This window comes from Gluconobacter cerinus (genome assembly GCF_002723935.1).
Classification (GTDB): Bacteria; Pseudomonadota; Alphaproteobacteria; order Acetobacterales; family Acetobacteraceae; genus Gluconobacter; species Gluconobacter cerinus.
This window is the reverse complement of sequence record NZ_BEWM01000005.1, coordinates 255,654-268,571: the sequence shown is the minus strand read 5'-3', so window position 1 is coordinate 268,571 and position 12,918 is coordinate 255,654. Positions and strand designations below refer to the sequence as shown.

General features: G+C 57.1%; 12 protein-coding genes. 6 read left to right on the top strand and 6 right to left on the bottom strand.

Annotation, left to right across the window (positions count from 1 at the left end; genetic code table 11):
- The first annotated feature begins 54 nt into the window (after positions 1–54).
- From lptF to GCE01_RS13080, 6 genes are read left to right on the top strand one after another with little or no spacing between them, the layout of a single operon-like run.
- Positions 55–1,203, top strand: a complete 1,149-nt coding sequence (gene lptF, locus GCE01_RS13105) for an LPS export ABC transporter permease LptF (RefSeq protein WP_046901247.1) — start codon at positions 55–57, stop codon at positions 1,201–1,203.
- Positions 1,200–2,387, top strand: a complete 1,188-nt coding sequence (gene lptG, locus GCE01_RS13100) for an LPS export ABC transporter permease LptG (protein WP_244591220.1) — start codon at positions 1,200–1,202, stop codon at positions 2,385–2,387. Before lptF ends, lptG begins: the two co-directional genes overlap by 4 nt.
- Positions 2,387–4,705 (top strand): LPS-assembly protein LptD, encoded by a 2,319-nt coding sequence (locus GCE01_RS13095; RefSeq protein ID WP_099213215.1) that lies wholly within the window; start codon positions 2,387–2,389, stop codon positions 4,703–4,705. Before lptG ends, GCE01_RS13095 begins: the two co-directional genes overlap by 1 nt.
- A gap of 2 nt (positions 4,706–4,707) precedes the next feature.
- A complete protein-coding gene (locus GCE01_RS13090; protein WP_099213214.1) occupies positions 4,708–6,066 on the top strand; it encodes a peptidylprolyl isomerase in 1,359 nt (452 codons plus the stop codon).
- 1 nt (position 6,067) lies between these two features.
- Entirely contained in the window at positions 6,068–6,892 is an 825-nt protein-coding gene (gene rsmA, locus GCE01_RS13085; protein ID WP_099213213.1) for a 16S rRNA (adenine(1518)-N(6)/adenine(1519)-N(6))-dimethyltransferase RsmA, read from the top strand.
- Positions 6,873–7,448 (top strand): DNA-3-methyladenine glycosylase I, encoded by a 576-nt coding sequence (locus GCE01_RS13080; RefSeq protein WP_099213212.1) that lies wholly within the window; start codon positions 6,873–6,875, stop codon positions 7,446–7,448. Before rsmA ends, GCE01_RS13080 begins: the two co-directional genes overlap by 20 nt.
- Before the next feature lie 4 nt (positions 7,449–7,452).
- Here the strand turns inward: GCE01_RS13080 and GCE01_RS13075 are convergent, their stop codons facing one another.
- The 6 genes from GCE01_RS13075 to rpoD all read right to left on the bottom strand — a co-directional run bounded on the left by GCE01_RS13075 (position 7,453) and on the right by rpoD (position 12,887).
- The gene (locus tag GCE01_RS13075) at positions 7,453–8,673 is read right to left on the bottom strand and encodes an SAM-dependent methyltransferase (protein ID WP_099213211.1); all 1,221 of its coding nucleotides are present in this window, start codon (positions 8,671–8,673) and stop codon (positions 7,453–7,455) included.
- A 133-nt stretch (positions 8,674–8,806) separates the two neighbouring features.
- Entirely contained in the window at positions 8,807–9,400 is a 594-nt protein-coding gene (gene rplI, locus GCE01_RS13070; RefSeq protein WP_064275005.1) for a 50S ribosomal protein L9, read from the bottom strand.
- 10 nt (positions 9,401–9,410) lie between these two features.
- Positions 9,411–9,701, bottom strand: coding sequence for a 30S ribosomal protein S18 (rpsR, locus tag GCE01_RS13065; RefSeq protein WP_046901240.1), 291 nt, complete (start codon positions 9,699–9,701; stop codon positions 9,411–9,413).
- 5 nt (positions 9,702–9,706) lie between these two features.
- Entirely contained in the window at positions 9,707–10,189 is a 483-nt protein-coding gene (rpsF, locus tag GCE01_RS13060) for a 30S ribosomal protein S6 (protein ID WP_046901239.1), read from the bottom strand.
- Positions 10,190–10,347: 158 nt separating this feature from the next.
- Positions 10,348–10,920, bottom strand: coding sequence for a GNAT family N-acetyltransferase (locus tag GCE01_RS13055; RefSeq protein ID WP_099213210.1), 573 nt, complete (start codon positions 10,918–10,920; stop codon positions 10,348–10,350).
- An 11-nt stretch (positions 10,921–10,931) separates the two neighbouring features.
- A complete protein-coding gene (rpoD, locus tag GCE01_RS13050; RefSeq protein ID WP_064275007.1) occupies positions 10,932–12,887 on the bottom strand; it encodes an RNA polymerase sigma factor RpoD in 1,956 nt (651 codons plus the stop codon).
- Positions 12,888–12,918: the final 31 nt, after the last annotated feature.

Below are 12,918 nucleotides of genomic sequence, written 5' to 3'. Positions count from 1 at the left end.
CCGTTTTGTTTTTTTGCCTTTCTCCCGTCACAGGCTAAGGATAGATGAAGGGCCATGGCCTCTTCCCCCGGCGCTGCAAAGCGACATCTGCTGCCCCTTCTTGACCGATACGTTCTCCGCCAGCTTGTCATCGCCCTTTTGGCGCTGACGGGCGGGGCCGTAGCGCTCATCTGGCTGACACAATCGCTGCATTTTGTATCGATGATTGTTCAGCATGGGCTGTCGCTGCGCGTCTTCCTGCAGCTTACCTCCCTGATGTTGCCGTCCTTTGTGGCTGTCATTCTGCCGATCACAACTTTCCTCGTGATCCTCTTTACCTATCAGCGAATGTCCGGCGACCGGGAAATGACCGTCATGCGCGCCGCTGGCCGTTCCCCCCTGGAACTGGCACGCCCTGGCCTGATCTGTGCAGGAGCCTGCGTCGGCCTGTGCTACGTTTTGACGCTCTGGCTGGCTCCCGTGTCCTATCACGCGTTCCATCGATACGAATTCCAGATCCGCAATCAGATGGCTGCCTTCCTGCTTCAGGATGGTGTTTTCACAAAGGTCTCGGGAGACATGACCGTGTATGTCCGCTCCCGGGATTCCAACGGGCTGCTGCACGGTGTTCTGGTGGAAGATGATCGTGACCCGGATGCCCATACGACCGTTCTGGCCGAACGAGGCACGATCGTAACCGTCAACGACAAGCCTCGCGTCGTCCTTTACAATGGCTCTCGTGAAGAAATTGACCGGCATACAGGGCGACTCAACGTCCTGACATTTGGCCGCAACACGATTGATCTAACGTCGTCCCGCCAGAACAACCATGAAGAGCGGGACGCATCGGAAATGCCATTGCACGATCTATTCCACCCGGATCCAAACGAGGTGTCCGAGCGTGACAGGGGCAAATTTGCGGTCGAAGGGTGGCATCGCCTGACTGCGCCACTGACTGTGCTATCCTTTGCCATGATCGGGCTTGTGGCTGTTCTTCGGGGGACGTTCTCCCGCCATGGAAATATCACCCGTCCTCTGATCGCCATTCTGACAGTCGTGGGGCTTCTCGCACTTTCACTCATGCTCCAGAATTTTGCTGGCAGAAATCTTGCTCTTGTTCCCCTGCTCTGGGTTGCAGCCCTTCTTCCAAGCATCATCTGTGCAGCTCTTCTGTTCGCCGAGCAGTGGACTGGAACCACGCGCCAGACTGGACGCCCCTCATGAAATCCACCACTGACGGGTATCGCAGCTGGTTTTCCACGCTCATCCACACCCTGAGACCACAGGAAGCGGAAGTCGGGTTTTCTACGACCCTGGCGATCTACATCGCACGTCATTTCACGTTAAATACGCTGTCGATGGTTCTGGCTCTGACAGGGCTTGTGTCCCTGTTCGACTTCATTGATCTGCTCAGGCGCGCCGCAACCCGACCCAATGTGCCCACCAGCCTCATTCTTGAAATCGCAGGGCTGCACATTCCGTATTACGTCATTTACGTGCTGCCGTTTGGTATTCTGCTTGGCGGAATTGTCTGCTTTTCCCGCCTGACAAGGTCGTCCGAACTCATTGTCGCCAGAGCCGCGGGGATCTCTGCCTGGCAGTTCCTTGCCAGCCCTCTCTCCTGCGCCCTCCTGATCGGTCTGTTCACAACCACCGGCATCTCAGCCCTTTCTTCGTCAATGTATCGGCAGGCGGAGCTTCTGGATCAGTCTTATCTTCGAACGGGTGGTGGCGTTCTCACACTCAAAGGCGGCGAACTCTGGCTCAGGCAGGCCGACGATGGACTGACGCCACACGGCGTCGCCATTCTCCACGCCCAGAACGTCAAACTTGCGCAGGATACGCTCGATGTCTCCGGCGTGACCATTTTCCGCCTGGATGACCGGGATCGTCTGATCGTCCGCGTCGAAGCGCCAACCGGAACACTCGCCCATCAGCAGTGGAGCCTGAATGATTCGTCCCTGCTGCATCCGGATCATCTGCCGGAAAAAATCGGAACCCTGAGCCTTCCGTCCGATCTTACGGTCAGTCGCATTCAGGAAAGTTTTGCATCGCCCGATACGCTGTCGGTCTTTGCTCTACCCAGCTTTATCTCCCTTCTGGAGCGGTCCGGTTTCCCTTCAATTCGGCACAGGTTACATTTCCAATCGCTTCTGGCTCTTCCCATCCTTGCTGGTACAATGGCATTGGTGTCCGCAGGGTTTTCGATGCGTCCCGCACGACGCGGCGGAGTGGCCCGGATGCTGGGATCGGGAATTGCTGCAGGCTTTGCGCTTTTCACGATCTCGAAAGTGGCTGAACAGTTTGGTGAATCTGGCGCTTTGCCGCCGGTTCTTGCCGCATGGGCGCCCACGGGCGCAGGGCTCTGCCTTGCGGTCGCGCTTTTGCTGCATATGGAGGATGGTTGATGTCGGTGCCCCGGTGGCTCCCAAAACGCGCCCGCAGATGCGTCTCTCTTGCAGGCGTCGCCCTGACGGGAACTGCGCTCGTGGCGCCGCAGGACATGTTTGCCAATACGATGCAGCGCGACAATTCGCATATCATCGTCATTGGCAAGCCGACGTCCGAGCACGACCCTCTCACCTATCTGGCTGACAGCGAAAGCTACGCAAAGAACGGTCTCGTCACATGGGAAGGCAATGTCCGCATCTGGCAGGGCGATCACGCTCTCCGTGCCGACAAGATCACCTATGACCGGAACACAGGCGTTCTGGCAGCACGCGGCCATGTCGCCATCATGGAACCAGATGGCAGCACCACGTATGCTGCCTATATGGAATTCAGCCATGGCATGCATGACGGCATCGGCACGTCCATCTACATGCAGATGCAGGATAATGCGAAGCTGGCCGGTAACGGCATGCGTCGCACCAATGGTCTGATCAATGATCTCTCACATGCCGTTTATACGGCGTGCAAGATCTGCGAAACAAACCCTGATGCTCCGCCATTCTGGCAGTTCCAGGCCTATGGCGCGACGCAGGATGCCCAGCACAAGCGTATCGAGTTCAACCATGCCTGGTTGAAAATGCTCGGCCTTCCAGTGTTCTATTTTCCGTTCTTCTCGATGTCCGACCCTTCGGTCAAACGACAGAGCGGCTTCCTGATGGCCGGCATCAGCCCGCATGACCGCTATCTTGGAACGTATTTCACACTTCCATATTTCTGGGCCATTGACGACAGTCAGGACCTCACCGTGCGTGGACTGGTCTCCACAAAGACCGGTCCGGAAATCACCAGCGAATATCGCCGCCGTTTCAACTTTGGCACGCTGGATATCACGGCCGGTGGCGCATACGACACCAACCGAGAGAGCCGCTACGTCAATACGTTCGGAAACAACGTCAACTCTTCAGGCGAATATGGCCTTCAGGGTTACGTGTTCGGTCAGGGCAATTTCGCGATCAACAAGCATTGGCAGGCGGGGATCAACGTCAATCTGGCGACGTCTGCCAACTACATGCGAGATTACCGCGTCCCTGGTTACGGTCAGGAATCGCTCAACTCGAACGTCTATCTTGAAGGCTACGGCGTAGGTGCCTACGCCCGCCTCGATGCACAGGCCTATCAGGGTCTGAACCAGGGCGTCATTCAGAACTCCGAGCTGCCATGGGCACTGCCGCGCTTCACCTACGCCTATCAGGGCCAGCCTGATGCACTGGGTGGGCGTTTCAGCATGAACACCACAGACTTTGACGTGTACCGTACAAAGGGCGTGTCTGATCAGCGCGGCCAGCTTCAGATGCAGTGGGATCGTCCGTTCCATAACAGTCTGGGCCAGCAGTGGCTTGTAACGGCACGGTTGGACTCAAACGTCTATCGGGCCACTCGTCTTGCACAGCAGCCGACCTATTACGCCGTTGGCGGCACAAAAATCACAGGGCAGGTTCTTCCAACGATTGCCGTCAAGATGAACTGGCCGTTCCTGCGGTCCTTCGCCCGCGGACGTGGCACGCAGGTTCTTGAGCCTATTGTTCAGCTGATTGCCGCGCCTAACACCGGCAACTCCGCCAACAGCAATATGCCGAATGAAGACAGCCTGACGTACGAATTCACCGATACAACCATGTTCTCCCTGAACCGCTATGCCGGGACAGATCGCCTCGATGGCGGATTGCGCGGCAATATCGGCGTTCATCAGAGCTGGACGTGGAACGGCCATTCCATCGACATGCTGGTGGGTGAAAGCATCCAGGAGCACATCACAAAGAACCGTATTCCGTATTCCGGCCTGGATCATCATCTTTCGGACCCGGTTGGCCGTGTGCGCTTCACACCCAACAAGTACCTCGATGTAACGGCCCGCGGTCGTTACAATCCATGGACGCATCAGGTGGACTACGGCGAAGGCCTGTTCAGCGCCGGCATTCCGGCTTTGCGCTTCAGTGCCGGCTACCTCTATGCCCCGGTGACACCGTATTATTATTACGCCACCAACTATCGTGAGAGCGGCGTAAACTCGCCCTATCTGGTCAAGACGAACGAAATTACGGGCAGTGTCTCTACCCACTGGCGCCAGTATCATGCGTCAGGCTTCTTCCGTCGCAGTCTGTCCCGGAAACAGTTCGTCGCAAATGGCGGGGATATTGGGTATTCCAACGACTGCTTCGGGCTGGATATCATGTATATCAAACAGTACACACGGATCGGCGGCGAGCAGCGGAACACCACTGTGATGTTCAACTTCACGTTCAAAACGATCGGCACTTTCGGAATTAACGGCTGAGCATGTCCAAGACCCATCGCATCGCATCTACTGCCCTGGTTGCCCTGCTGGCCTTCTCTGCGGCGGCTCCAACCGCTGTGGCGCATGCTGCACCCGCACACAAGAGTGCTCCCAAAAAGGAGCAGGCACCCGCAGCGAAACCGCCTGAAGACCAGATCCTGGCTGTTATCAACGGTCAGGTGCTGACCCAGCGTGATGTGGATAACCGCGCCAAGCTGTTCGTGCTTTCCACTGGCCTGCCCGTCAGCCCGGATGTCATGAACCGCATGCGCGGCCAGATCATTCACCAGTTGATCGAAGAACGCCTGAAGACTCAGGAAATGCTGAAGCGACACATCAATGTCGAGCCTGAGCAGATTGCCGGAGCCATCAGCAACATCGAACAGCGCAACGGCATGCCCAAAAATGCCCTGCGTGACCGTCTGGCATCCGATGGCGTCTCCCTGACAACGCTGATCGATCAGATCCGTGTGCAGATTGGCTGGATGCAGGTGCTTCGTGAGCAGCTGGGCGAAGGGGGCCGCATTACAGCCACCCAGATCGCGCAGCGTGAGCAGGCCCTTCAGGCTGAGCAGGGTCGCGCGCAGTACATGATGAGCGAAATTTTCGTTCCTGTTGCTGACCCACGCCACGATGAAAACGAACTCACGTTCACACGCACCATCATCTCCCAGCTTCGAGAAGGCGCGCCCTTCCCTATTGTTGCCGCACAGTTCTCGCAGGCACAGTCTGCGCTCGACGGCGGTTCCATGGGCTGGGTGCAGGAAGACAACCTTGACCCACAGGTCGTGAATGTCGTGCGCCAGATGCCAATTGGTGCCATTTCCAACCCGATCCAGGTTGCTGGCGGGTTTGTCATCGCAACAGTTCAGGCCAAACGTGTCGTCGGCAAACAGATGGGCACGCTCGTTGCCCTGCGTCAGGCCTTCTTCCCGTTTGATGCGCCGCTGAATCCACAGAACCCTACACCTCAGCAGCAGGCGGCTCTTCAGAAAGCGACGCACGCTGTTGAAACGATCCATAGCTGCGATGCTCTGGAAGCGCTTAACAAAGCTCAGGGTGAGAAGCGTCCCAGCAATCCCGGAACTCAGGTTCTGGAACGCTTGGCGCCCCAGATGCGCTCCATTATCGAGCCTCTGCCTATAAACAAGGTGAGCCACCCGCTGGTGTCCATGGATGGTATTGCCCTGTTGATGGTCTGTGATCGCCAGCAGAAAAATCTGGCACAGCAGACACCTGGGGAAATTGCCGATCAGCTCATGAATGAGCGGGTTGAGCAGGCGTCCCGTCAGCTCCAGCGGGATCTACAGCGCCGGTCCATCATCGATATCCGCCCCGCAGCGAAGCCGGCTCTCAACTGACGTGAGCCTTCCTTCTCTGAAAGAGTCTATCCAGGCTTACGGTCTGGATGCAAAAAAATCCCTCGGTCAGCACTTTCTTCTGGATCCCGGAATTTGTGCCCGGATCGTCACCTTGGGTGGCGATCTGACCGGGCGAAGCGTTGTTGAAATCGGACCTGGTCCTGGTGGCCTGACACGCGCTCTGCTCGATAGTCCGGCAAGCCGCGTCGATGCTGTGGAAATTGATGAACGCGCGTGGCCGCTGCTCGAAGAGCTGGCTGGGCACTATCCGGATCGTCTGCATATTATCCGGCAGGATGCCCTGAAACTGGATGCGGCGAGCCTTGCCCCTGCTCCCAGACAGATCATCGCCAACCTGCCTTATAATGTTGCCACGCCCCTTCTTGTTGGCTGGTTGAGACAGGCCCATTCGTGGGAACGCCTGTCTTTGATGTTCCAGCTTGAAGTTGCTGAACGCATCTGTGCTGAGCCAGATACGTCTGCTTACGGGCGGCTTGCTGTTCTGGCCCAGTGGTGCGCGTCCTGCTCCGTGGCTCTGCGCATTCCACCCGGGGCATTTTCCCCACCGCCCAAGGTTCACTCGGCCGTTGCGGTTCTCATTCCACATGCAGAGCAGCCCGCACCAGAGCTTTTTCGTGCGATGGAGCGCGTCACCGCCGCCGCGTTCGGACAGCGCCGCAAGATGCTACGATCATCTCTCAAATCGATTGGTGGGGAAGCACTTCTGGACGCTGCGGGTATCGAGCCCACACGCCGGGCTGAAACCCTGAGCGTTGCAGAATTTGGCCGCCTTGCAGAGCTGCATCTTGCCCGCTCCCGCGCCTGAGAACCTTCCCCGCTGTCGTTGGGCCGTAACAGACCCCCTTCTTCGCCAGTACCATGACGAAGAGTGGGGCGTTCCGATCCGTGATAGCCGTGAACTGTGGGAGACCCTCGTTCTGGAAAGCTTTCAGGCTGGCTTATCCTGGGCGATCGTTCTGAAGCGGCGCGAAGGGTTTCGGAAAGCCTTTGCTAACTTTGACCCTGAAAAAGTAGCACTCTTTACGGAACAGGATATCGACCGCCTCATGCAGGATCCCGGCATCATCCGAGCCCGTGCCAAGATCAAAGCCACCATAGGCAATGCACAAGCCTACCTCGCCATGAAGGAACAAGGCGAAGATTTCGCAGGTTTCATTGCCTCCCTGGTCCCGAATGCTCCGATTTATAATTCGACCGGAGCAGTCTTGGCGCAGTCGCCTCTTTCAGTAACTGTCTCTAAAGCTTTAAAAGCCCGAGGCTTTCGCTTCGTCGGGCCTGTCATCGTGTATGCTTGGATGCAGGCCGTGGGTCTGATCCACGATCATGACCCATCCTGCTTTCGCTACAAACCCCAAGTCTAAAAACTCAGACTGCGCTTTTCGCACGCTCACTTTCAAACATGTAGTCACGCGTCAAAGGCACAGCATCCACGGACCGTGTCAGCTGAAGCTGGAAATTCATGTGCCCTTGCACGCGGAACGCCAGCTCGCTTCCCACGAGATATAACTCGAACATCCGCACAAACCGTTCATCATACAGATCAATGATTTTCTGTTTGTTGGCCTCAAAGCGCTTACGCCATTCTGCAATTGTCTTGGCATAGTGCAGACGCAGAACTTCGCAGTCCGTCATCCAAAGGCCAGTGCGCTCAACAGCAGCCAGCGTCTCGCTTAAAGACGGGGAATATCCACCCGGAAAGATGTATTTCTGGAGCCAGGCGTTAGTCGTTCCAGGCCCATCTGTTCGGCCGATCGAGTGGATCAAAGCCACCCCATCCGGCTTCAGACATTCCTTGATTCCGCGAAAATAGCGCTCAAATTGCGGCTGCCCAACGTGCTCGAACATTCCGACTGACACGACACGATCGAACTCGTGGTGAACGTTGCGGTAGTCCATAAGCTCGAAACGGACCTGCCCTTCCAGCCCCTCGGCGCGCACCCGAGCTCGCGCTTCCTCTAATTGTTCCTTGGAAAGCGTAATACCGACAACCGTTGCGCCATATTCTTTTGCCAGTGTCAGCGCCAGACCGCCCCAACCGCACCCAATATCCAGAACTTCCAGTCCCGGACGATTCAGATTCAACTTGGAGGCAATATGTCGCTTCTTCGCAATCTGAGCCTCCTCAAGCGTCATGTCTTCACGCTGGAAATAGGCGCAGGAGTATTGACGGTCCTTATCCAGAAACAAGTCATAAAGGCGACCATTCAGATCATAATGATGCGCAACATTCCGGCATGACCGTTTCAGGGAATTCAGCCCCTTGAAAGGTCGGAGAAGATAACGGAGTCGATCCTCGATCTCTTCAAAAACATGACCGCCTTGGGTGATGTTCGCCATGAGGACGATCATCAGTGTCTCAAGAGTGCATCCTTCCGGCGCAAGTTCGCCAGCCATGTATTCTTCGCCAAACGCCAACCCGGAATTAATAACCAGAGAACGCTCAGCCTGTTTTGTTTTGAGATGTAAGCCCGCTTCAACGCCGGGTAAGGCCCCACGATAGGTTTGTATCGTGCCGTCACTGAACGTGACTCGCAGTGTTCCGACCTGAATAAATTTTTTCAGAACGAAATCGAGAATGGGTTTCACGCCTGCCTCCCTCCTGTTCACGCGTCATGACAAGACATGACACAGTCTTCAGTTGCCTGACCGGGAGAGCAGACATCAAAAAACCCGGCGCGGGAATACCCGGCCGGGTTTTCTGTTGGCTATGCCAGCGAAATCAGCCTTCGGCTTCTTCCGTGACTGCAGCTTCGGCAGCAGCTTCTTCAGCTGCGTTCTCTGCCTGCAGTTCGCCGAGGATGTTGTCATCCTCTTCTTCCACGCCAACGGCTTCGCCGCGGGCCTGGCGCTCAGCTTCTTCAGCAGAACGTGCAACGTTGACTGTCAGCGGAATGGAAACTTCCGGGTGCAGGACGATGCGGGCTTCCGTCAGGCCAAGAGACTTGATCGGGTGAGCCAGAACAACCTGCTGACGAGCAACCGTAAGGCCAGCGTCCGTAGCAGCAACAGCGATATCACGCGTGCTGACGGAGCCGTACAGGTTGCCGCTGTCACTTGCCTGACGGATGATGACGACAGACAGGCTGTCCATACGTTCGGCAAGACGCTCAGCTTCTTCGCGCTTCTTGATGTTCAGCGCTTCAAGCTGGGCGCGCTCCGTGTCAAAGCGCTTGCGGTTTGCGGCCGTAGCACGCATCGCCTTGCCTTGCGGAAGCAGGAAGTTACGGGCGTAACCCGGCTTCACGGAAACAAGATCGCCCATCTGGCCGAGATGCTCGACCCGCTGGAGCAGGATCAGTGCGGTCTGGGACATGGTGCTCTCCTCAGCTTACGACGTAGGGGAGCAGGGCAAGGAAGCGGGCACGCTTGATAGCCTGCGCCAGCTCACGCTGCTTCTTGGCCGAAACAGCCGTGATACGGCTCGGCACGATCTTGCCACGCTCAGAGAGGAAGCGGCTCAGAAGACGCACGTCCTTGTAGTCGATCTTCGGCGCATTCGGGCCGGAGAACGGGCAGGACTTACGACGACGATAGAAAGGACGGCGTGCGCCGACAGCCGTGCGACGGGCTGCTGGGTTGACGTCGTTCACGTCGGTGGTGGTTGTATCGGACATGTTTCTTACTCCGCTCCAGCCGCCTCACGAGCATCGTCCTGCTCGCCGCGTGCACGGTATTCTTCACGGTCTTCGCTGCCACGACGCGGGCCGCCACGGCCGCTCTCGAAGCGACCAGCCGGCTTGGAGCCGCCACGGAAGCTACCACGGTCGCCGCGATCATCATTCTTGCGAGCAAGAACCGGGGACGGAGTTTCGTCGATTTCGTCAACGCGAAGCGTCAGAACGCGAAGCACGTCTTCGTTCAGGCCGAGCTGACGCTCAACTTCACGAAGCGTATCCGGCGTGCAGTCGATACCGAGCAGGACGTAATGGCCCTTACGGTTCTTCTTGATGCGGTATGCGAGCGAACGGAGACCCCAGAATTCGCGCTTCTGGATGGAACCACCATTCTCGGTCAGCAGGGCTTCAATGGTCTCAACCAGGCTCTCGACCTGTGCCTGAGACACATCGTTACGTGCGATGAGCACGCTTTCGTACAGTGGCATGAAAACTCCCTTCGGATAAGGTCAACCCAACTGGTCCAGCCCGTGCCGGAGACAGTGCAATCTTTGGGGAAAGCGCGGGTATAGCCGGCGCGACGCCACATCGCCCGGCAGGGAAAGGCTGCATTAATCATGCAGCCTAACGGAAATCAAGGATAAACTCAGAGTCGACGCAGCTCTGCCGGGACATATTCGTCAGGAACGTTCCAGATTTCCTGAACAACATACTGAATTACAAACCCACATTTCTGATAATTGGTCAGCGCTCTGGGATGATCCAGTGTGCAGGTATTGACCCGCAATCGCCAACATCCTGCCGTAAACGCCTGAGAAATCGCGGAATCCAGCAATGCCCGACCTAAGCCACGACCAATGGCCGCTGGCAGAAGCCCGAAATACGCCAGATTGGCATCTCCGCCCTCTCGCAGATCCAGTTCGTAGAACCCAAGAGGCGTACCATCTGCCTGCCAGAGCACCATGAAGTAAACGTCAGGATCATGGACAATTTCAGCAAGTTTTTCGTCCGGCATCGGACGACGCATCCACCAGCAATATGCCTCACCAACTTCCCGATAGAGCTTGCGGTATAGCGGCAATGCCGGAGGGAGAACTCTCTCAAGAGAGACCCCCTCTGGCAAAACCGGAGCTGGGCGGCTTGCCCTCGTCTCCAGAAAAGTCACACCCACCTCAAAACGGGTGGATGATCCCTGCGGATGAAGCCAGGCCGGCAGCATGACCCAGACGATCAGTTATCGTCGAGGAAGGAACGCAGCTTACGGCTGCGGCTCGGGTGCTTGAGCTTGCGAAGAGCCTTTGCCTCGATCTGACGAATACGCTCACGCGTCACGTTGAACTGCTGACCCACTTCCTCAAGGGTGTGGTCCGTGTTCATGCCAATACCAAAGCGCATCCGCAGAACGCGCTCTTCACGTGGCGTCAGGGACGCCAGAACGCGCGTGGTTGCTTCACGCAGGTTGGTCTGGATCGCGGCATCCAACGGAATAACAGCCGTCTTATCCTCGATGAAGTCACCAAGATGACTGTCTTCCTCGTCGCCAATCGGCGTTTCAAGGGAGATCGGCTCCTTGGCAATCTTCAGGACCTTCCGGACCTTCTCCAGCGGCATGCCAAGCTTCTCAGCCAGCTCTTCCGGAGCAGGCTCACGCCCGATCTCATGCAGCATCTGACGGGACGTGCGCACCAGCTTGTTGATCGTCTCGATCATGTGCACCGGAATACGGATCGTCTTCGCCTGATCGGCGATAGAACGCGTGATCGCCTGACGGATCCACCAGGTGGCATAGGTCGAGAACTTGTAACCGCGACGGTACTCGAACTTGTCCACAGCCTTCATCAGACCGATGTTGCCTTCCTGAATCAGATCCAGGAACTGCAGACCACGGTTCGTGTACTTCTTGGCAATCGAGATCACGAGACGCAGGTTGGCCTCGATCATTTCCTTCTTGGCACGCGTGGAGTCACGCTCACCACGGGAAATGGTCGCATACACACGACGGAACTCCCCAACCGGCAGGCCAGTCTCGTGAGAAAGCGCCGCAAGATCAGCACGCATGGACCGGATCTGGTCCAGGTGCTTGGTCGTCAGCGTCTTCCAACCCTTACCGGGCAGAGTGCAGATAAAATCAACCCAGGTCGGGTCCATCTCGCGGTTACGATACTTCAGCAGGAAGTCATCACGCGAAATTTTGCAGCCCTCAGCCAGACGCAGCAAGCGGCCTTCGAGGTTGTTCAGACGCTGAACATGCATCTTGATCTGGGCAACAAGCTCTTCAATCCGGTTGTTATGCAGGTGAACCTGCTCCACCAGACTGACCAGTTCATGGCGCAGCTCTTCGTAAATGTTCTCAGACTTGTCCGAGCTTTCCTCACCGGCCGTCAGGGCCTCCAGACGCTTGACCTGAAGCTGACGCAGCTTGTGATACAGCGGCTCGATGGCTTCGAAGCGGGCCAGAATTTCTGGCTTCAGCTTCTCTTCCAGAGCAGACAGGGACAGGCCACTGCCTTCCTGCTGATCACCGTCGCCTTCTTCGGCATCGTCGTCCGTAGCGTCTTCGTCAGCCGCAGCTTCCTCGCCTTCCTCGCCCTCTTCGCCTTCAGGACCCGGACCGACAGCCTGACTGGCTTCCAGATCGACGATGTCGCGGAGCAGCATTTCGCCGTCCTTGAGGCGTTCATGCCAGGAAATGATCGCGCGGATCGTCAGCGGGCTTTCGCAAAGCCCGCCAATCATCTCGTCACGACCTGCTTCAATGCGCTTGGCGATCGCGATTTCGCCTTCGCGGGACAGGAGCTCCACAGACCCCATCTCACGCAGATACATCCGAACCGGATCATCCGTGCGGCTGGCAGCCTCGGCATCAATATTGCCGCCCTGAGGCTCGTCTGATTCCTCAGCTTCTTCCTTGGCTTCTTCCTGAGCCGGCTCAGCTTCGTCCTGTTCTTCGTTTTCCAGAACCTGAATGCCCATCTCTGACAGAGCTGCCATGACGTCTTCGATCTGCTCGGAGGACATCTGGTCCTGCGGCAGAACGGCGTTCAGCTCGTCAAAGGTAATATGGCCACGCTCACGCCCTTTGGCGATCAGCCGCTTCACGGCAGCGGATTGCGTATCAAGAAGAGTGGCATCCCCCTCCTGTTCCTGCGCGTTCCGATCCGTACCAGAGGCTGTTTTCGTCGCCATGCGTCTCTCCCTCAACTCCACCGAAAGCAAG